Below are 20,030 nucleotides of genomic sequence, written 5' to 3'. Positions count from 1 at the left end.
GCACAAATCTAAGAGTACCACCGTGCGTTATAGCGCACAATAAGAGAGCACTATGAATGATACCGTTTTTAAATCGCAAATCGCGGCACACTTAAAGCAAATCAGAAAACACAAAGGATTGAGCTTAGACGCAACAGCTAAGCTTACTGGCGTCTCCAAAGCTATGCTGGGACAGATAGAAAGGGAGGAATCAAGCCCTACAATTTCGACACTCTGGAAGATATCTAGTGGTTTAGAGGCGTCCTTTTCTGGGTTCTTCGCAAACGACCCTGTGTTACGGGACAGTGAAATGACGTTCCCAGAAGATGAAAACATGTTGGTCAATACCCTATTCCCCTATACCAGCGACACCAACATGGAAATGTTTGAAATTACGCTAGCTCAGCATCATTGCCAACTGTCTTCACCTCACAGCGTAGGCGTGATTGAGCACATCATTGTTTTGGAAGGCAATGTCGAGGTTTTTTTTGAAGATAAGTGGCATGCCGTCGCACAGGGTGAAAGTTTACGATTTTACAGCGATCAGCCGCACGGTTATAAAGCCGTAACCAAGAGAGCAGTGTTTCAAAATATTATCTGCTATCCAAGGTAATTAGCTACCCAAGCTATAATCAATAAATCGCACAAGATAAAACCAACAACAATAGTTGCACACGCAACTATTGTTGTGTAATCTAACTTCAAAACGAACAGCTCAACTCTATGGGGTTTTATTATGCGTACTTCCATCTCTCTGCTTCACCGAACCGCAGCGATCATTGCTTTTCTTTTGATTCTGTCATTCTTCACCAGCAGCGTTTTAGTCGAGCTGTTCGGAAGTGAGCAAGCTGTTACTGAAGTGAAAGCGGTCATTTTCTTTTCCGTATGGATTTTGCTCCCTTGTATGGCAATCGCTGGCATAACTGGTTCAAAGCTCGCGCCAAAAGCAAGTAAGGGAATACTTGGAACAAAGAAAAAACGGATGCCATTTATTGCAGCTAATGGCATGTTGGTGCTGCTACCTTGTGCGATTTATCTTCACACCCTTGCCTCTAAGGGGCAATTTGACCACACCTTTTATTGGATTCAAGGCATGGAGTTTGTCGCAGGCTTTATCAACTTAACGCTTATGGGATTAAATATTCGCGATGGCCTGAGATTGAAAAATAAACGATCACCATGTTTAAGTACCGAAAACTAAGACCTGTGGGTTCATACCTTGCATTTGTTCGATTCTCACTAGCGTTTTCATTACAAAAACGTTAACGTCGGTGCTACTTCACTGCTGTTTCTTCGCGCAGCGAATACCTCATTTTCTGACATTGCAGAAATAGCAGTTTCCCTATTCATCACGGAAGTTCGAATATGACAGTCAACACCGCCTCTTTCATCGACTCAGGTTTACGTTTTACCCCTCACAACTTTATCGTTCCATTGGATTATCAGCACCCAGATAAAGGCAATATCAATGTCTTCGCACGGGAAGTAACTCTTGTCGATGACACTGCAGACAAGCCGTGGCTGGTCTACTTTCAGGGAGGTCCTGGGTTCCCTTCACCCCGTCCGAATGGCAATAATGGTTGGTTAAAACGTGCTTTACAGGATTACAAAGTACTTTTACTAGACCAAAGAGGCACCGGAAACAGTACCGTAATCAGCCATCAAACCTTGGCAACTCAAACACCACAGCAGCAAGCCGATTACCTCAGCCATTTTAGAGCGGACAATATTGTTCGTGACGCAGAGTCTATTCGTAAACAGTTTGGTGTTAAGCAATGGGCAATTCTCGGTCAAAGCTTTGGTGGTTTTTGTTCATTAACCTACCTCTCTTTATTCCCAGAGAGCTTATCGCGTTCATTTATCACTGGCGGTGTACCATCAATTGCGCGTCACCCAGACGACGTTTATCATGCGACATTTAAGCGTACCAGAGAGAAAAATCAGGCATTCTTTCGTCAATTCCCTCATGCACAAGCACTTTGTAAGAACATTGCCAATCACCTAATGAACAATGAAGTTTACTTACCGAATGGTCAGCGCTTCACAGTAGAGCAATTTCAACAGATTGGCATTAATTTTGGTATGAGTGATACCTTCCTACCGACTTATTACAACCTAGAGAACGCACTGGTTGAGGCCAACGGTGAGACTATTATGCGTTATGAGTTCCTTAATGAAATGCTGATGCAACAGAGTTTTCAAACTAACCCTATCTACGCCTTGCTGCACGAATCCATTTATTGCCAAGGCTTTAGCTCTAATTGGTCTGCGCATCGAGTACGTCAAAAGCATAGTGAGTTCAACTACTCTGGCGAAGAAAGCGAATTCTACTTTACTGGAGAAATGGTCTTCCCTTGGATGTTTGAACAATACGAGTGCCTAAAACCCCTGAAAGAAGCCGCAGATCTACTGGCAGAGAAATCAGATTGGGGCAAACTGTATGATGCCGAAACACTCGCCAATAACTCAGTTCCAGTTAGTTGCGCTGTTTATGCCGACGATATGTTCGTGGAAATGGATATCAGCCGCGAGACCCTTGCTCTGATGCCTAATGCTAAAGCTTGGATTACCAATGAATACGAACACAATGGACTGCGTGCGGATGGTGAGCGCATTCTTAGCAACCTGATTACCATGGGGAATCATACTTATCATTGCCAACAGGCTTAATCCTCTTGCTCGCCTCAGCACGGTGAGGTGAGCCTTTTATCACAGGTTACTGTGACTGTTCTTGCAGCCAACTCTTAAACAGCCGCGTATAAGGATTGTCAGTATGGGTGATGACAAAATATCCAGCATTCGCCGCCATCTTTTCAAATGGGGCTACTAGCCTCCCTTGCGCGACTTCTTCACCTAGCAAGGCTGTCCGAGCCAGTGCAATACCAACTCCAGCCTCGGCAGCCGACATCGCCATATCAGTACGATTGAAGAAATGCCCTTGGTTAGTGTCAAAATCCAGACTCTGCCGAGATGCCCAGTACAGCCATTCATAATCTTTGAGGGCACCTTCCCACGGCATAAGATCATGCAATAGTGTCACTTGTTCCCACGCTTTATTGCTGGTTGCCAAATCTGGGTGACGCTGCCAGTAGTCATAACTCATTACCGGAATCAGTGATTCTTCTAACAGTAATTCTGCATCAGAGCGTTTATAAGGTATCGGTCCATAATCTATCGCAATATCAAAATCGCGGCTGTCACTATCAACGAGTGCGCCTTCAGCGAAAGTGTGTATCTGAACATCGGGATAACGGCGATAAAAGTCTTCCAAACGAGGGACTAACCACTTAAAGGCAAACGACGGGGTGAGTTTGAGCCGTATCTGTTTACGCTCAGACACTCGTGTTAGTTGAAACACCGCTTCTTCAATGGCCAGTAAATGATGACCTGCCGCTTCTACTAGTTTGTTACCACGTTCGGTAAGCCGAATTCCCCGAGCGTGGCGTTCAAATACAGTAAAACCTAAGCGTTGCTCAATCTGATGTAGCTGCTGACTCACCGCGCCAATCGTCAAATTCAGCTCTTTTGCCGCACTGGTAATACTGGTGTGACGCGCGACGATACAAATTAGATTAACACCATGAAGTACAGCAGATTTCATATCTAGCCTTTAGTTTTACTAAAATCTATTGTCAATTTATATCGATTGTTAATCAGATGTAAAGCGTTCATTGTTGCTGAAAATAAAAAGTGTGAGAGTTGAATGTGAAAGTCGTCGTATTAGGAAGTGGAGTTATTGGATTAACCAGTGCTTGGTATCTGTCTCAAGCTGGCTTTGAGGTGACAGTCGTCGACCGTCAATCCAGAGCTGCCGAAGAGACAAGCTTCGCCAATGCGGGACAGATTTCCTACGGGTACTCCTCTCCATGGGCAGCTCCAGGGATTCCCACAAAAGCACTTAAATGGCTTTTTGAGCAGCACGCACCGTTAAAAATAAAGCCTAGCTTAAGCCCTGAACTGATTCACTGGGCGAGCCAAATGTTGTTGAATTGCCAACTTAGTCATTACAAAACCAATAAAGCTCGCATGTTGACCATTGCTAATCGCAGTAGAGACTGTTTAGCCCAGCTTAATAGACAATACCAACTGCAATATCAAGGACGCAGGCAAGGCACACTACAAATCTTTCGAAATAATGACCAAATGAGCGCGGTAGAAAGAGATATCGAGCTGCTCAAAGAAAGTGGCACTCGGTTTCAACTACTCGATCGTCAGCAGTGCTTACAACAGGAGCCTGGACTAGAAAATATGAACGGAAAACTGGTCGGCGGCCTTTACCTGCCTGATGATGAGACCGGTGATTGCTATTTGTTTTGCCAACAATTGCAAACTTTAGCGGAGCAAGCAGGTGTCAAGTTCCTATTTGATACCAATATCAATGAACTAGAGGTTGATAAGCAGTGCATCAGGGGGGTTAACACGTCTCAAGGCACAATAACAGGTGATCGATTCGTCGTCGCACTAGGAAGCTACTCCAAATCTTTGCTGGCGCCTCTTGGCGTTGACCTACCGATTTATCCGGTAAAAGGCTATTCATTAACACTTCCGGTGATCGATGATCAGCAAGCACCTACCTCTACCATTATGGATGAAACCTACAAGGTTGCGGTTACTCGATTTGATGAGCGCATTCGCGTCGCTGGTACAGCCGAGCTTGCAGGATTTGATGCAACACTTCCTGACAAGAGACTTTCCACGCTCAACCATGTCGTCCGCAACCTTTTTCCCAAAGGCACAGACCTTACTCAAGCAGAATACTGGAGTGGATTTAGACCTATGACACCAGATGGCACACCGATTATTGGCAAAACACCGATCAAAAACCTTTACACCAATACAGGACACGGCACCTTAGGCTGGACGATGGCATGTGGTTCGGCGGATATTCTCACTGAGTTATTGGCTTCCGATGGTCGTCTAGAACTAGCAGAACTAAGCGTTGAGAGGTACCAGTAGAAGTACCGAAAATGTATGACAGGTGTGTTTAACACACCTGCAAATCAACCTCATTATGCTCAAGAATATCTACTAATTCTTGTGGGGGCATCGCGTCAGTGTAAAACGCATCCACTTGAGAAATATGGCCAAGATTAACCATGGCACCTCGATTAATTTTAGTGCTATCTGCCGCAAGTATCGTTTGCCCTGAACAAGCAATAATCGCTTGCGCAATACGAACTTCGGAAAAATCGAAATCGAGAAGACTGCCATCTTCGTGTATACCAGAAATACCGATGATGCCGTAATCAAGTCGGAACTGCTCGATGAACTCTTTCGCCGCTTCTCCGATAATACCGCCATCTTTGTTACGGATCTGTCCACCAGCGACAATAACCGTGAAGTCGTCTTTGACTCGTAGTATGTTGGCAACGTTAATATTGTTAGTAACGATCTTAAGATCTTTATGCTCAAGTAGTGCCGTCGCTACCGCTTCTGTTGTCGTACCGATATCAATAAATAAGGAGGATGAGTTAGGTATGCGTTTTACCAATTCGTTGGCAATGCGATTTTTTTCGTCTTGATACCGCACTTTACGTGAAGAGTACGCTTCATTTTCAGTACTAGAGTGAAGCGATGCGCCCCCATGATGACGAGTGACTAGCCCCTGCTTCGCCAAATCATTTAAGTCTCGGCGAATGGTTTGTGGGCTGACGCCAAATACATCTACGAACTCTTCAGTATTCAAAAAGCCCTTTTCTGAAAGCATGGCAAGTATTTGTCTGTGGCGTTGGGTTTGCTTCAAAACATCACTCCAGTTCGAGTTCTTTTAAAATCTACTCGATAGTATAACTATCTGAAAGTTCTCGGTATACCTCAAATAACGAAGTTCTAGTTTTCGCATTCAGAGCTTTCACATCTTCACACGGCGATACGAGGTCGGGAATTTGGTAAGTATGCATAGAGGCCGCAACAGCCGCTTTGACACCGTTGTTCGAATCTTCAAATGCTAAACACGTTTCTGATTCAACACCAAGTCTTTGCGCCGCCAAATGATAGATCTCTGGGTCAGGCTTGCCTCTAGTCACCTCACAACCCGTTGCTAAACATTCGAAGTATTTATCTAAGCCTGCCAGTTTTAGTTTAGCTTCAGCGACATTTCGGTGAGTCGATGTCGCAACAGCAAGAGGGATATTTTTTGATTTCAAGAAATCCAGTAGTTCGATTACACCATATTTTTTCGGAATAGCCTGATGAAACACGACCGAGTCATAGCTTTTTCGCCACTCTTCATTAATCACCTTATAATCGATAATATCCTGATACGCCTCACCGAGTTTGCTATGAATAGTTTTCGAGTTGCATCCAATAATAGATAAATAGCTCTGTTCTAAGAAAGGCACACCGAGCGTTTGGCATGCTTTTTCAAAAATGCCTTTACAGACATTTTCTGTATCGAGAAGCAATCCATCCATATCGAAAACTGCTGCTTTAAAGTTCATGAACTACCTTACTTACCTTCAAAAAGGGCGAGTATAGCAGATTCCAGAACAAGAAAGGATGAGTAACCCATTCAATAAGTCATCTCTCTTACTTTGCACTCATAGACGCTTTGTAAGCTAGCAGAATGGCAGTTATCTTCTCGAAATCATAACGTCCTAATGCCACTTTTAAGTCATTTATCACATCTTCCCGAAGCCCTAATTGAGATAAATAATCGGAGTCCGCCAAAAGATCAGAAAGTTGCATGTCAAAGTCTTCAGAAAGCTCAATCAATTCATTCAAACGTTGAAGTTGTGGCTCCAATGCAGGCATAACAATTGGCGATAGTTCACATTCATCATCTGAAGATATAAATTGAGATAAAACCTCGACCGCTGACACCAATTTTTCATTTAATTCGGTTAACTCTTTCTCGACAACACTATTTTGATTCAAGAGCGTTTCTATTTGCTCACAGCACTCTGCAAGAGCGGTCAATCCTAAATTTCCAGACGCGCCTTTGAGAGTATGGACGTCAAACAATATTGATGAGGGCTCTTTTTCCTCCGCTGAGCTAATCTTCACGCCTCCATATTGGTCAATAAACCGCTGAATGAGTTTTTGCTGCAGCGCCCTATTTCCACCCAGTAGACGCAATCCTGCTTCTGGGTCAAACATGTTTTCATTGTCGTTTCTGGCTTTTGAGGAAGCCCCACTCGGTCGGATCCAATTTGCCATTACTTGAAACATCTCTTCGAGAATAATCGGCTTACCAATAATGTCATTCATCCCACTAGCCCGCGCTTTTTCTTTGTCATCGGCCATCACGCTGGCTGTCATAGCAATGACAGGCATATCCACTAAACCAAGGTCACTCCTAATCACCCGCGTTGCTTCGTATCCGTCCATCACCGGCATTTGACAGTCCATAAGAACCCCATCATAGCTCGTAGATTGCAAAGAATTCACTGCCTCCTGCCCATTTTCAACCACATCAACCTCTAGGCCTTTTGAGCGTAGTAGTTCCAATGCGACTTCCTGATTAATTGCATTGTCTTCGACTAGTAAGACTTTTGCTCCTTTCAAACTGACCAACGCCTGCTCAAGTTCTTCACTATGACTTCGAAAATGGCCTTGACGAGGTAGCTCCTTCAAAACCGCAGCGATTAATGCATCATGTAACGTAGATGCCGTAAACGGCTTTTCCAAAACATTGGAAACTTGGATATCAGTCTCTTCTAACGCTTCTACAATATACTGTCTTGAATCAGAACAAAGGATGATGAGCTTAGCCGTCAGTATTTGGGGTGTTCGTTCTCTCATCGAGAGCAGCGAATCAAGATTATCAGATATTTCGTTACGCCACCCGTAAAGCACGACATTAGGATCCGTTTTTCCTCGACTCAACGCTAGCTCCAACTGATCCAGATCAGAGTAACTATCAACCTTACAGTGAATCCTTTCCAACTGACTCATGACAACTCGCTCAGACTCTTTAGAACTATCCACTAAAACTAACTTTTGGCTCTGCAATTGAGCTGGATAAAAGACCGTAGTATTACTTTCTGACACCCCTAAAATTAAAGAAAAACTGAACCTAGATCCTTCTCCCAATTGACTTTCCACACTGACACGGCCTCCCATCAGCTCTACGAGATTTTTTGTTATAGAAAGCCCTAACCCCGTACCGCCGTACTTGCGAGTGGTTGATGAATCCGCTTGAGAGAACGACTGAAACAGTGTATCGATCTGCTCTCTAGTCATCCCGATACCTGTATCCTTCACTGTGAAGATAATTTTACATTCTTTGTCTCGCATCATCACAGTAGAAAGTTTGATGCAAACCTCTCCTGAGTCGGTAAACTTGACAGCATTAGAAGTGAGATTTGTCAGAATCTGTTTAATACGAAGAGGATCACCAATTAGCTGGTCGGGCACGTCAGGATCTACATCAACAACAAGTGGTAGCTTTTTCTGCTTTGCACTCTCATCAATTAGGCTAATCACTTCTTCTAACACGCCGTCTAACGAAAAGCTTATAGATTCAATCTCAACCTTTCCTGCCTCAATTTTGGAAAAATCTAGAATATCATTAATGATACCGAGTAACGCTTGAGCCGAGTTGTGTACCTTGCTTATATAATGTCGCTGTTTGTTATTTAGATTGGTTTCCAAAGCGAGATGACTCATTCCGATAATGGCATTCATCGGGGTTCGAATTTCATGACTCATATTGGCAAGGAAGTCAGACTTAGCTTGGCTGGCATTCTGAGTTTGAATATTGCTCTCTTCCAACTCTTCCGTAACGATATGCAGCTCACGTTGTGACTTTCTGATCAGGTAAGCGAGAAGCAAAATGGCCATCGCGAACAAAATACCGCCATAGGTCGTCATATTGGCTAAGCCACGTGCATCCGACATTTCGCTAAAGCGGCGATTCCTAATATCTAAAATGGCACTATCGATATCAATAGCTGAATCCACCATCTGTTGCGCAATCGTGTCAATTTGCGCAGAGACCATTCTTAATTGACGAAACTGATCGAGATAATTCTGCATTGCAGGTTTAAGTTCTTCAAACAGCACCTTCTCATCAAATTCAATAAGTGCCCCTTTCAGAATAGAAGTAGTTTGCAACCCTTTTTCTAACAGCATCACCACATTTTGTGCATGAATTGTCTTTGCTTCTGGAGATAATGCTAACGAGAAGTCTCGGTCCGTTTGCCTTGCCCGATCTAACTCTTGAATTAGCTCAGTCACGCTCTTAGACAAATCCAATCGCCTAGCCATCAAGTTCTGTATTGCCGCTACTTTGGATTGGGCCCGCTCGAATACTAAGGTTTCGTTATTGCGTAAGTCCAATGCAGACTGCGCCAAATCAAACGCAACCCGACTAAAGTCGGCCAATGCGGGATCGTCTAATTGAAGTCCCTCTCTGGCACTATCATTTCGAAATACGGTTAATTTTTCATAATAGGCACGCTCTAGCTGTTCCAATTCAGTTAAGAGTTCTTTACTGCGCTCGTCCTTAATGCGCTCCTCTAAGAAATCTAAATAGCGAGAGATTTTCTTCAGCTCCCCTTTGCTTAAGTGATATTCCTTTAAGTTTCCCGACACCAAAAAGTCTTTAGCATGATTTCGTGCAGACTCCACTGCGACAGAAAGCTGGAACGAGGCTGTAGAGTTACGAGAAATATCACTCATGGCTCGACGAAGGCTATCTACCAGACGTTTGTCTTTCTCTATGTATTTGATCTGCAAACTATGAATGGCATCTGCTATTGAACTCGCTCGCTGAGCGGCAGCGACCATCTTTTCTCGCTTGTCTACCGACTCCCACGACAATGCAACATACCTTTGGAAATCAACTCGATATTCAGTTATCTGCCCAACTAACTCTTTTGTGCCGGAGCTGTCTTCATGTCTTTCTAGGTGAAACGTTTCTGATAGGTTGAGCGCTTCTGTCATGTGAGACAGAGCCACTTCCGATTCACGTTCTGACAAGTCACGGGTGAAAGAGAGCTCATGTAAACGAGCTCTGTCTAGCGTAAGAAGTAACTGCCCAGCCCCCTCATAACGATCCACAGAGCGAAATAGCTTATCCAGACTGAACCACGCCGCTAGCCCGACACTTAAAAGCAGCACAAGCACGATCAGAAAGCCTATGGCTATCTTGTTGGAAGTGATAATGGATTGTTTTATGCTTTCAGAGTCCATGATTGGGGGTTACATCCTGTAATGACGATTAGCATTCGTTAATCTGAAAATGTTCGTTTGATTTCTTCGATTTCGGCTTCCAAGCCGATAAACGCATCAACTAAATCGGGTTCAAAATGACACCCTGACTCTTGACGTAAATAGTCAAAGGCCTTATCAGTTTGCCATGCTTGTTTATAGGGTCGCTCGCTTGTTAGTGCATCAAAAACATCTGCAATTGCAACTATCCTGGCGCTTAATGGGATATTCTCGCCGGAAAGGCCATTTGGATACCCACTACCGTCCCACTTTTCATGGTGACACTGGGCAATCTCTTTGGCTAAATCAAGTAAGGGGGAACGATAATGCCCCAATATCTTAACGCCATATTCCACATGCCTCTGCATTTCTTCCCATTCGGGTTCATTCAAAGTAGTAGGCTTTAACAACACGCTGTCTGCAATACCAATCTTACCGATATCATGCATAGGAGCAGCTTCAAACAACAACTCTACCCATTTGGAATCTGCACCAATTTTGTCAGCAAGCATTCGACTGTAGTGGCTCATTCTAACCACATGCATTCCGGTTTCATTGTCTTTAAATTCTGCAGCTCTTCCAAGGCAACTGATAATCTCTCGTTGTGTGTCTTTAATAACCTGTGTTCGCTGTCGAACCATCTTCTCTAACTGACGTTTCTGATGATGAAGCGACAAATGCGTTGCCACTCTTGCCCTCACGATAGGAGGACTCACAGGTTTGATGATGTAGTCTATAGCCCCAAGCTCAAACCCTTTGGTCTCATCTGACACCTCCCCCTTTGCAGTAACAAATATCACGGGTATATCACTTGTAAGCGGGTTAGCCTTAAGGAGTTTACAAACTTGATACCCGTCCATTTCTGGCATCATGACATCTAGCAAGATAATGTCCGGCTTAGGTTTTTTTTGCGCAACCTTTAGAGCGATCCTCCCATTAATAGCGACTTTAACTTTATACGCATCGGAAAGAATACCATTGAGTACATCTAGGTTTTCTGGTGTGTCATCCACCACTAGAACCGTAAACGGTGCTGTGTCTTGATCTATGATACTCATCTCAATTCGACCATTGTCACTTATATCAATAAAGTATTGTTTAGTTTGGATATATTGCAAACCTGGCTTACATCAAATTCTGCAAATAGATGTCTTGAAAACGCGAATTCGCGTACAATCGTGTTAATTCATTTAACGGATCGGTTGTGCATGGAAGTATTAAAAACCATCTTGGTAGGACTTATCGGGTCACTTCTTGGCGGCGTATTACCAATACCGCTCGGTGAGCTATTTTCCGCGGCTCTGTTTGTTGTAGTGTATCTACGCTTAACCAAAACAGACGTAAGATTACCCAGTGCGATCCTCACGACGATTCAGATTATTCTTGGTCTGAGTATTGGTATCACAGTGCACACGAGTGAGCTTATTGGCTCCTTTTCATTGCCTTTATTCATGGGTTTGATTCTATGTATGTTGTCGCAAACCACCGTCAACTTTTTCTGGCTCTATAAGCGGGAAAAATGGACGCCTTTTGAGTCCTTACTTGGTGCTATTCCCGGAGCAATGGCAGCAATTCTGGTCATCAGTGAAGAACAAGAAAAACCTTCTCCCAAAATCATCTTTTCACATTCAATCCGCTTACTTCTGCTCGTTGTATTAGCGGGAATTGTTGCAACAACCGGGGAAGGAGCGTCTCAGCTCAGCCAAACGGTTTCATTAGCACAAATTCCTTATCTTATTCTGCTTACTGTGCTGAGCTTTGTGTTTGGTAAGATCGTTGGGAAGATCGGTATCCCTGCCCCGTACCTGTTAACCAGTCTGATTGTTGCTGCGATATTTAACGCTCAATTTTCGTCACTTCATTTGGTAGTACCTGAGCTACTTATTATGTTTGCAACAGCAATTCTAGGCGTGCTTATTGGCACCCGTTTGGCTCCTACATCATTGAAAGACGCCGTTGAATATTCTAAAGCTGGATTTATTGTTACTGCGTTAGGCGTCACCGTAACCGTGGTCTATGCTCTGATCTTTAGTTATCTGACCAACACAGATTGGGAAGTGTTATTGCTTGCTTGGGTACCTGGCAGCGTTGAAGCGATGACCGCAGTAGCCCTATTATTGGGTTTAGAACCCGCTTTTGTTGCGATAAATCATGTGATGCGATTAATGATGTTGTATATGATGCCCGTGGTATTAAAATCGCCACTGCAAAGACTAAGTAGGATGTAAAACAATGGCTAGGCCTAAAAAACAGCGTCGTATCTGCGGCCGCGCTCCCTTTGAATGTTTCAAACCTAATGGAGTACCACTTTCTGAGCTCGATAAGATGGCATTATTACCCGATGAACTAGAGGCATTAAGGCTGGCAGATCTCAATGGTATGAACCAGATTGATGCAGCGAAAGAGATGCAAGTATCTAGGCAGACTTTTGCCAACATAGTAAAGTCTGCCCGTTTGAAAGTCGCGACTTGCCTAATTAACGGTCACGCACTCATTATCGAATAAGAGCCTGTTAAAGATTAGTGCTTTTTAGGTTCTTGTATTTGATATAAGGTTTTATGAGTTGTAGCGCATTTATCTTTGCAGTCACATTCACCATCGATGCCAGCACTCGCAAGTCCACCACAACTGCCTTGAATGGCTTTTCGCTTAAACATCACACCAATAGCCATTAACGCAATTGCCGCTAAAAACGCAATAATAGCGAACAGTACTTCCATGATGTTACCCCGTCACTCAATCGATTTGAGATTCATTCTAATATGATGGACCGTACTAGGCGCGAGTTTATTTCGTTTCGGTTCGTGGCCAGTACAACAGGTATTGTGTTTTGGCTTATTCACTCTGCCATAATCCAGTGATTCCACCTTATTCAGCGCATCAAAGTCGATATCGTCAATATGTGTTCTGACAGGTGCAGACCTGACATTGACACCCAAGTTAAACAAAGCACTAAGCATTTTTTTGCCTATATTTCGAACCACGACGGTATCTACTTCATATTGTTTGATGATATTGAGCCAGTGTTTTTTGTTCCCACAGCCACCATTAGAAGCGTCAGGTAAGGTCAATCTATGCTGACTATTTTTCGAAGTATCAACCAACATGATTTGAGGTGCTTTAGCGAAATGAGACGATATAGAATCATTATTGAAAGGGATAGCAACGATCATAAGAGTTCCTCCATCTGAACAATGGTGACTAAACTACTCCTATAAATAGCATATGCCAATAACTAAATTTGCAATATTAACATCTGTAAAATGAGAAACAGCGATACGCAGAAATCAAAAAGCCCCACCCTAGCAAATGAGCCTAACTAGGACGGGGCTTGAATTAAGAGGGCGAACTTAGAAACGTTTAGGCTTCACAATACGACTTAGCAATAGCAGCACCAAGACGAGCATTGTTTAGAACCAACTGAATGTTTGAGTCAAGGCTGTTCCCACCTGTTAGTTCACAAACTCGAGCTAACAAGAACGGCGTCGATTCTTTACCAGCGATACCTTGCTCATCCGCTTCTGCCAATGCTTGCTCGATCGCAGAGTTGATAGTTTCCACTGGCATCGCGTATTCAACAGGGATTGGGTTGGCAATCACTGCACCACCAACAAGTTGCATCTCCCACTTCGCTTTCAGCGCAATCGCGATCTCTTTTGCTGAGTCTAGACGGTAGTCGATACCATGCTCACTTTCACGGGTATAGAAAGCTGGCAGACTATCGGTTTGATAACCAATAACCGGTACACCTTGCGTTTCCAAATATTCGCGAGTAAGCGCTAAGTCTAGAATTGACTTCGCGCCAGCGCACACTACAGCAACATCAGTATTTGCAAGCTCTTGAAGGTCAGCAGAGATATCAAATGTTTCTTGAGCGCCACGGTGAACACCACCGATGCCACCCGTGGCAAATACGCGAATCCCTGCCATTTCTGCCAAAATCATTGTCGCCGCTACTGTTGTCGCACCGTCTTTTTCGCCTGCCACCATAAAAGGAATGTCACGACGGCTGACTTTGGTTACGCTAGTACCGGCTTTACCTAAATATTCGATCTGTTCTTTATCTAGACCAACTTTTAGGCGACCTTTTATGATAGCGATAGTCGCTGGAATAGCGCCTGATTCACGGATTGTTTCTTCAACTAAAAGCGCGGTCTCTACATTGCGTGGATAAGGCATACCGTGAGAAATGATCGTTGATTCTAGTGCCACGACAGGTTTGTTTTCAGCCAATGCTTGCGCAACTTCAGGTTGAATATCTAGATACTTCTCTAACATGTTGATTCCTCTATTAAACGAGAGACTGCCTTTTCAGACATAATTGAATTAATTGTTGAACTGGATTGAAGTGCTAATCGGGCTGCACCAAGTGCAAACTCCACGCTCTGCTGCCAATCCCAGTTTTGTAGATAACCATGAGCAAGACCCGCCATCAGCGCATCACCCGCTCCGGTGACATTGTTTACTAGTGTTTTCGAAGCAGGAATAAACTCACCCTGACCCTCCACACTCGAATAAGCGCCGTCTTTACCAAGGCTGATTAGCAAACGCTTAACACCCATTGCGTGCAGTTTGTTAGCAACGTCTGGCAATTGATCCGGATGCTCAATCTTACAATCCGCCAAAAGTTCGGCTTCAGAAAGGTTTGGTTTTAAGGTATGCACATATTCCAAATAAGGCTTTATTTTTCCTGCTTTAACTGATGACACAGGATCAACAAAAATAGCTTTATCCGCATGCGCGTGGAATAAATAATCCAGTGCCGACTCACTTAAGTTTGCGTCGAGCACAATGGCAGATGAGCGATTAAATACTGCTGCGCGTTTAGAAAGTTGCTCAACATTGAGTTCATCAATTAACGCCATATCGTTTAGTGCAAGCTGAAGCTCACCGCTCTGGTCGTGAATCGACAAATAAGTGCTGGTCGCTTTACCTGGAACGGTTAAACAATGGTCAACGCCAACGCCTGCATTTCGGCAAGAATCTAACAGCTGCTCGCCCCAAAGATCATCACCGATTGCACCAATAAACTGCACCTTACTGCCTAGTCGAGATAAGTTATCGGCAATGTTACGTGCGACGCCGCCAGCTCCTGAAGTTAGTACACCTGGGTTAGAATCCCCCATCACCAAATCAGAACTTGAACGGCCACAAAGATCCATATTGGCACCGCCTATGACAGCGCTGAATCGTTCTGGAGCAATGACATAGCCTTTGCCCTCAATGAAGCCTTTTTTAGTCAGGTTCATTATGTGGCCTGCAACGGCACTTCGACTTAAATCCAACATATCCGCAAGAGTATGCTGGGCTATCATTGGGTCTTGTTTGATTAACTCTAAAATCTGCTGCTCACGCTCAGTCATAAACATTTGTCCGCTTGTACAAACTTTTGTTTGGATAGTAATTTGTCAAATTAAGCAAAGCAAACGTTTTCCATGCTCAAAGATTCAACTTGATAACGCGATCACAGATTGTTGCCACTAGGTGCATATTCACTCCTTTACACCTTCAATCGTGAAATCCGTCACTTGAAGAAGTCTCCTAGTAGTGGCTATTATTGCAATAACCATATAAAAACTAATGATAAGAAACGTATGGATTATATTGATTGTATTGCCAGCACCAACCGCGCGTTAAGTTGTCGAAACGGCATAGACGAGCTCTTCAAAAGCCTCAGAAAAAAGCATCCTTTTCTGTCGAGATTGTGTGTGTCCGTTACTAGTCACAACCATCTCGAAAACTTCCATGTTATTGACCATCAAGACACCAGCGATTACTTCGATGTCATTTCAATCCATGCAGAACATTGCCAACCACTGACAAAAATCATAGATAATCAAGAAATTCGAGTGGTTGCAGACCTCAACGAGCTCAGCCCAAACACCAGAAATGAGCGGCTAAGACAACTAGGACACCGAAGCAGCTTCACAATGGGATTAAAAATAGATGAGCGCCATGGGGCATTGCTTTTCTTTAATGCCACTAAAGCCGACTATTTTAGCGACGGCGAGCTGCATGCGGACTTATTGTTTGTTAAAGAGGTAATCACAAGCCTGCTTTGTCACGATAGGTACAAACATCAAATGTTTTTACAGGCGTTGCAATTGGCACTTCGTATTAGTCACAAACGCGACCCAGAAACTGCGGACCACCTGCAGCGAATGAGCCTTTATAGCAAACTGTTGGCCGAATTGCTGGCAGTTAAGTTACCTGTCGATCACCGCTTTATTCAATGGATAGAGCTCTATTCTCCTTTTCACGATATCGGCAAATATCGTATTCCAGACCATATTTTGTTTAGTCCTCATCGCTACACCCCTGAAGAAAAAGCCGTCATGGATAAACATGTCGATTATGGCGTCGATATTATTGATGATGTGTTGAACAACATTGATGTTATGACCGCTTCCAGCGCGGAGGTAGCATTTCTTAAGAACATTATTTACTGCCACCACGAACGATTCGATGGCAATGGTTATCCATGCAAAATTATGGGGAGTGACATTCCACTCGAAGCTCGCATCATCACTATCGCTGACGTATTTGACGCGTTATTGAGCAAGCGTAGCTATAAACACGCTTGGACAATGGAGGATACGCAAAACTATATTCGCCAAGAAGCAGGAAGCTTGTTTGACCCTATCATTGTGCAAATGTTGTTGGATAACATCGATAAATTTAGAGCTATCTATGAGCGATTTCCACCTGAGCCTTTGACATCAGGTCAAGTGGCTTAACTTACTCCTGACGCCGAACCGAAGATACGGTCAAAATAGCTAAGTGGCGCGACGCGGGCCCCGGCCTTTCGTTGCCATTTAGTGCTATTAGCCACCAGCCATTTCTGCTGCGAGCCAGCAATAATTGCTTGGCTTACAGACGCTTCCCGAAGCTGATGTTCCATAGCGTACTCTTCTTGCTTCAACTCTAATGGCGAAATATCGGCGCTCAATGAGGCACTGGATGCTAAACTCACCGACGCACAACTCACTATCCCTATATCCGCGGAGAATTGGCCAAAGAAATGACCGATACTGTCACCCACAACATCGCCATCATTGGTTCTTAATCGACCTCCTGGTATCCAAGTCTCTATATGATCGTACTGAGACAATATATGAGCAGCTTGGAAGTTATTGGTCACAACTCTTAGCTCTTTCTGATTCCCTAACTTTTCGGCGATGGCGGCTATGGTGGTGCCAATGCCAAGAAACAAAGTGCAGCCGTCCGGTATTAACTCAACCACTTGTTTCGCAATAATCTGCTTTTCACTCAAGTTCGTTGCGCTTCGAGAGGCAAAACTTCGGTTCGTTAATGTTGTGGGCAAACTCACGCCACCATGATGACGTCTTGCCAGACCTAACGCACAAAGTTCGTTGATATCACGCCGAATGGTTTGTGTCGTGACATTAAAATGAGCCGAAAGCTCTTCAATGGTGCAATATTCCTGATGCTGAATAAGTTCGATAACGTTTTGCTGCCGCAGACTTAAATTGTGCATTGGTTTTGGTTCTACTCTTTCAATATGTGTTATTCGGTTTTAACAACTGAGTGTTAGCTACCACTACGAGAAAACCGTTTCAGCTTGCTTCAGGTAAGAATGAGGTTCGTCAGTAATCATCATATCAACCCCCCATTTCCAGTGTGCTTCCACCAATTCAGGGAAATTAGGGGTGTAACAGTACAACTGGTATCCAGCAGTTTTTACGTGCTTAGCGAGCTTTTCCGTTAAAAAACGATAATCACAATGCACACTAAACGCCTCTAGTTCATTTAACACACTCAGAGCATTCTCCGGGATTGATTGCCACAACTGTCCACGGCGAATACTTGGCATCTTAGCTTTCACTTCCATGAGTGCTTGGGTATTAAAGCTAGAAAACAACAACTGCTCATGGGAAACGCCAACCTCCGCTACGACTGTCGCTATCTGTTGACATAGCAATTCAATATCATCACCTGAGTAAACCTTTAACTCGATATTTAAGCTGATGTTATTTTGCTGTACAAAACATAATGTCTCTGACAAGGAGGGAATGCGTTCATTCCTATATTGCTCTCCAAACCATAACCCGGCATCCAACTCTTGCAGCTTTTTCAGCGACAGATCAGCTACCTTGCCACTGCCGTCAGTACAACGGTTTACTGTTTGGTCATGAATAACCACAGGTACTTTGTCGGCACTCAATTGAACATCAATTTCTATCCACTCGACGCCTTGTAGAGCCGCAAGTTGAAATGCTACTAATGTGTTTTCTGGTGCCAGACTCGATACACCGCGATGCGCTGTTGTTTTCATGATTCCCTCATATGTTCATTTATTTTCACATGCAGCATCCCAGCCCTTTATGACAAGCGTATTGCAGTTAAAACCATCCTTGATGAAAACAAAACCTTTCAAATAAGTTCATTTAACTGTCACCTAAGCGTCATTTTCGTCGCTTAACTTTCATTTGAACAAATGGAGCAGATAAAACAACACAAGCGAACATTTGCTCTTGTCTTGTCGAACAGATACTTAAAATCATAAGGGAAAAGATATGTCTATTAAGCACCTCACGGCAATTGCGGCAACAATGGCAGTTATCAGTGCTCAAGCACACGCGAAAACCGAGGTTGAATGGTGGCACGCCATGGGTGGCGCTTTAGGTCAAAAGGTCAATGAAATTGCCGCTGACTTTAACGCTAGCCAATCCGAATACGAGATTAAGCCAGTGTACAAAGGCAGCTATGCAGAAACTATGACCAGTGCTATCGCTGCTTTCAGAGCAAAAGAACAACCAGCAATCGTTCAGGTATTCGAAGTAGGTACCGCAACCATGATGGGTGCTAAGCAAGCAATCTACCCTGTTTATGAGTTGATGGCTGATACTAAAGAACCATTTAACGCAGACAACTACCTTGCCGCAGTAACGGGCTACTACACTACGAACGATGGACAGATGCTGTCTATGCCGTTTAACAGTTCAACACCTGTGATGTACTACAACAAAGACATGTTTAAAAAAGCGGGCATCAAGGACGCACCAAAAACCTGGAAGGAAATGGAAGCGGTCTCGCGTAAGCTGTTAGCGTCAGGCGCGAAATGTGGCTTCACAACCACATGGCAATCTTGGACTCAAATAGAGAACTTCGGCGCTCGTAACAACATTCCTGTGGCGACTGAGAATAATGGCTTTGGTGGTTTTGATACTGAGTTCAAGTTCAATGACGCGCCTTACGTAAAACACATCCAACAAATGGGCGATTGGTCAAAAGAAGGCATCTTCAAATATGGCGGCCGTCAATCGGATGGCATGCCTCTTTTCTATACACAAGAGTGTGCGATGACTATGGGCTCTTCTGCTGGCCTAGCGGGGATTAAGGAGAACATGAAAGGTATTGACGTGGGCGTTGCGCAGCTTCCGTACGATGATGACCTAATTACAAAGCCGCAAAATACCATCATTGGCGGTGCATCACTTTGGGTACTTAGAGGTCATACGTCAGAGGAATACAAAGGCGTTGCTAAGTTCTTCACGTATTTGTCGAGCCCTGAGGTTCAAGCAGATTGGCACCAGTTCACTGGCTACCTGCCTATCACCAAACAAGCCTACGAACTGACTAAGCAACAAGGCTTCTACCAAGCGAATCCAGGAACAGATACTGCGGTATTACAAATGACATCAACAATACCAACAGCGAACTCAAAAGGCATTCGCTTTGGTAACTTCCTACAAACCCGCGACATCATTAATGAAGAGTTAGAAGCCGTGTGGGCAGGCAAAGCATCCGCTAAGTCTGCACTTAACAATGCCGTTCGTCGTGGTGACGAGCAGTTGCGCCGCTTTGAACGCACACAAAAATAATAGTCTTTGTCTTTTCGCCGTCATTCTCTGATCGAGAGTGACGGCTCTTTG

Annotated in this window: 19 protein-coding genes; 8 read left to right on the top strand and 11 right to left on the bottom strand. The window is 44.0% G+C overall.

The features are described 5' to 3' along the window. Nucleotides 1–52 precede the first annotated feature (52 nt). The 3 genes from AWH66_RS07485 (at nt 53) to AWH66_RS07475 (ending at nt 2,649) form a co-directional block, all read left to right on the top strand. Complete coding sequence (locus AWH66_RS07485; RefSeq protein WP_063605458.1) at nt 53–592, top strand: helix-turn-helix domain-containing protein; 540 nt, start codon at nt 53–55, stop codon at nt 590–592. A gap of 123 nt (nt 593–715) precedes the next feature. Continuing rightward, nucleotides 716–1,180: a hypothetical protein gene (locus AWH66_RS07480; RefSeq protein ID WP_063605459.1), complete on the top strand. Its 465-nt coding sequence runs from the start codon at nt 716–718 to the stop codon at nt 1,178–1,180. 164 nt (nt 1,181–1,344) lie between these two features. After that, on the top strand, nt 1,345–2,649 hold the full coding sequence (locus AWH66_RS07475; RefSeq protein WP_063605460.1) for an alpha/beta fold hydrolase: 1,305 nt from the start codon (nt 1,345–1,347) through the stop codon (nt 2,647–2,649). Between the two features lie 46 nt (nt 2,650–2,695). On the opposite strand, the gene AWH66_RS07470 is transcribed toward AWH66_RS07475, so the two are convergent. After that, complete coding sequence (locus tag AWH66_RS07470) at nt 2,696–3,580, bottom strand: LysR substrate-binding domain-containing protein (protein WP_063605461.1); 885 nt, start codon at nt 3,578–3,580, stop codon at nt 2,696–2,698. A 104-nt stretch (nt 3,581–3,684) separates the two neighbouring features. Between AWH66_RS07470 and AWH66_RS07465 the strand changes: the two genes are divergently transcribed. Next, the gene (locus AWH66_RS07465) at nt 3,685–4,935 is read left to right on the top strand and encodes a D-amino acid dehydrogenase (RefSeq protein WP_063605462.1); all 1,251 of its coding nucleotides are present in this window, start codon (nt 3,685–3,687) and stop codon (nt 4,933–4,935) included. A gap of 28 nt (nt 4,936–4,963) precedes the next feature. On the opposite strand, the gene AWH66_RS07460 is transcribed toward AWH66_RS07465, so the two are convergent. The 4 genes from AWH66_RS07460 to AWH66_RS07445 form a co-directional block, all read right to left on the bottom strand. Next, nucleotides 4,964–5,722 (bottom strand): DeoR/GlpR family transcriptional regulator, encoded by a 759-nt coding sequence (locus AWH66_RS07460; RefSeq protein WP_038222536.1) that lies wholly within the window; start codon nt 5,720–5,722, stop codon nt 4,964–4,966. Nucleotides 5,723–5,753: 31 nt separating this feature from the next. Next, complete coding sequence (locus AWH66_RS07455) at nt 5,754–6,419, bottom strand: HAD family hydrolase (RefSeq protein ID WP_063605463.1); 666 nt, start codon at nt 6,417–6,419, stop codon at nt 5,754–5,756. Nucleotides 6,420–6,507: 88 nt separating this feature from the next. Further along, on the bottom strand, nt 6,508–10,116 hold the full coding sequence (locus AWH66_RS07450) for a hybrid sensor histidine kinase/response regulator (RefSeq protein WP_063605464.1): 3,609 nt from the start codon (nt 10,114–10,116) through the stop codon (nt 6,508–6,510). A 38-nt stretch (nt 10,117–10,154) separates the two neighbouring features. Next, complete coding sequence (locus AWH66_RS07445) at nt 10,155–11,192, bottom strand: response regulator (protein WP_063605465.1); 1,038 nt, start codon at nt 11,190–11,192, stop codon at nt 10,155–10,157. Between the two features lie 150 nt (nt 11,193–11,342). On the opposite strand from AWH66_RS07445, the gene AWH66_RS07440 reads away from it, so the two are divergent. Both AWH66_RS07440 and AWH66_RS07435 read left to right on the top strand, forming a co-directional pair. Next, the gene (locus tag AWH66_RS07440) at nt 11,343–12,362 is read left to right on the top strand and encodes an AbrB family transcriptional regulator (RefSeq protein ID WP_063605466.1); all 1,020 of its coding nucleotides are present in this window, start codon (nt 11,343–11,345) and stop codon (nt 12,360–12,362) included. Nucleotides 12,363–12,366: 4 nt separating this feature from the next. Beyond that, entirely contained in the window at nt 12,367–12,639 is a 273-nt protein-coding gene (locus AWH66_RS07435; RefSeq protein WP_063605467.1) for a DUF134 domain-containing protein, read from the top strand. 14 nt (nt 12,640–12,653) lie between these two features. On the opposite strand, the gene nqrM is transcribed toward AWH66_RS07435, so the two are convergent. The 4 genes from nqrM to AWH66_RS07415 all read right to left on the bottom strand — a co-directional run bounded on the left by nqrM (nt 12,654) and on the right by AWH66_RS07415 (nt 15,497). After that, nucleotides 12,654–12,854, bottom strand: a complete 201-nt coding sequence (gene nqrM, locus AWH66_RS07430; protein ID WP_063605468.1) for a (Na+)-NQR maturation NqrM — start codon at nt 12,852–12,854, stop codon at nt 12,654–12,656. A gap of 12 nt (nt 12,855–12,866) precedes the next feature. After that, nucleotides 12,867–13,307: a NifB/NifX family molybdenum-iron cluster-binding protein gene (locus AWH66_RS07425; RefSeq protein ID WP_063605469.1), complete on the bottom strand. Its 441-nt coding sequence runs from the start codon at nt 13,305–13,307 to the stop codon at nt 12,867–12,869. Between the two features lie 187 nt (nt 13,308–13,494). Beyond that, nucleotides 13,495–14,412, bottom strand: a complete 918-nt coding sequence (locus AWH66_RS07420) for a pseudouridine-5'-phosphate glycosidase (RefSeq protein WP_063605470.1) — start codon at nt 14,410–14,412, stop codon at nt 13,495–13,497. Next, a complete protein-coding gene (locus AWH66_RS07415) occupies nt 14,406–15,497 on the bottom strand; it encodes a PfkB family carbohydrate kinase (RefSeq protein WP_063605817.1) in 1,092 nt (363 codons plus the stop codon). Before AWH66_RS07415 ends, AWH66_RS07420 begins: the two co-directional genes overlap by 7 nt. Before the next feature lie 345 nt (nt 15,498–15,842). Between AWH66_RS07415 and AWH66_RS07410 the strand changes: the two genes are divergently transcribed. Continuing rightward, nucleotides 15,843–16,871 carry an HD-GYP domain-containing protein gene (locus tag AWH66_RS07410; RefSeq protein WP_167360932.1) on the top strand — a complete coding sequence of 343 codons (1,029 nt, stop codon included), beginning with the start codon at nt 15,843–15,845 and terminating at the stop codon, nt 16,869–16,871. On the opposite strand, the gene AWH66_RS07405 is transcribed toward AWH66_RS07410, so the two are convergent. After that, the gene (locus AWH66_RS07405) at nt 16,868–17,632 is read right to left on the bottom strand and encodes a DeoR/GlpR family DNA-binding transcription regulator (RefSeq protein WP_063605472.1); all 765 of its coding nucleotides are present in this window, start codon (nt 17,630–17,632) and stop codon (nt 16,868–16,870) included. The genes AWH66_RS07410 and AWH66_RS07405 overlap by 4 nt on opposite strands. Nucleotides 17,633–17,695: 63 nt before the next feature. Further along, nucleotides 17,696–18,430 (bottom strand): glycerophosphoryl diester phosphodiesterase, encoded by a 735-nt coding sequence (locus AWH66_RS07400; RefSeq protein ID WP_063605473.1) that lies wholly within the window; start codon nt 18,428–18,430, stop codon nt 17,696–17,698. Nucleotides 18,431–18,671: 241 nt separating this feature from the next. Here AWH66_RS07400 and ugpB point away from each other — a divergent pair, with 241 nt between their 5' ends. Then, nucleotides 18,672–19,979, top strand: a complete 1,308-nt coding sequence (gene ugpB, locus AWH66_RS07395) for a sn-glycerol-3-phosphate ABC transporter substrate-binding protein UgpB (protein WP_063605474.1) — start codon at nt 18,672–18,674, stop codon at nt 19,977–19,979. Nucleotides 19,980–20,030 lie beyond the last annotated feature (51 nt).

This window comes from Vibrio barjaei, assembly GCF_001639065.2.
Classification (GTDB): domain Bacteria; phylum Pseudomonadota; class Gammaproteobacteria; order Enterobacterales; family Vibrionaceae; genus Vibrio; species Vibrio barjaei.
Note: the sequence above shows the minus strand (reverse complement) of the source record. Positions and strands in the feature narration are given on the sequence as shown.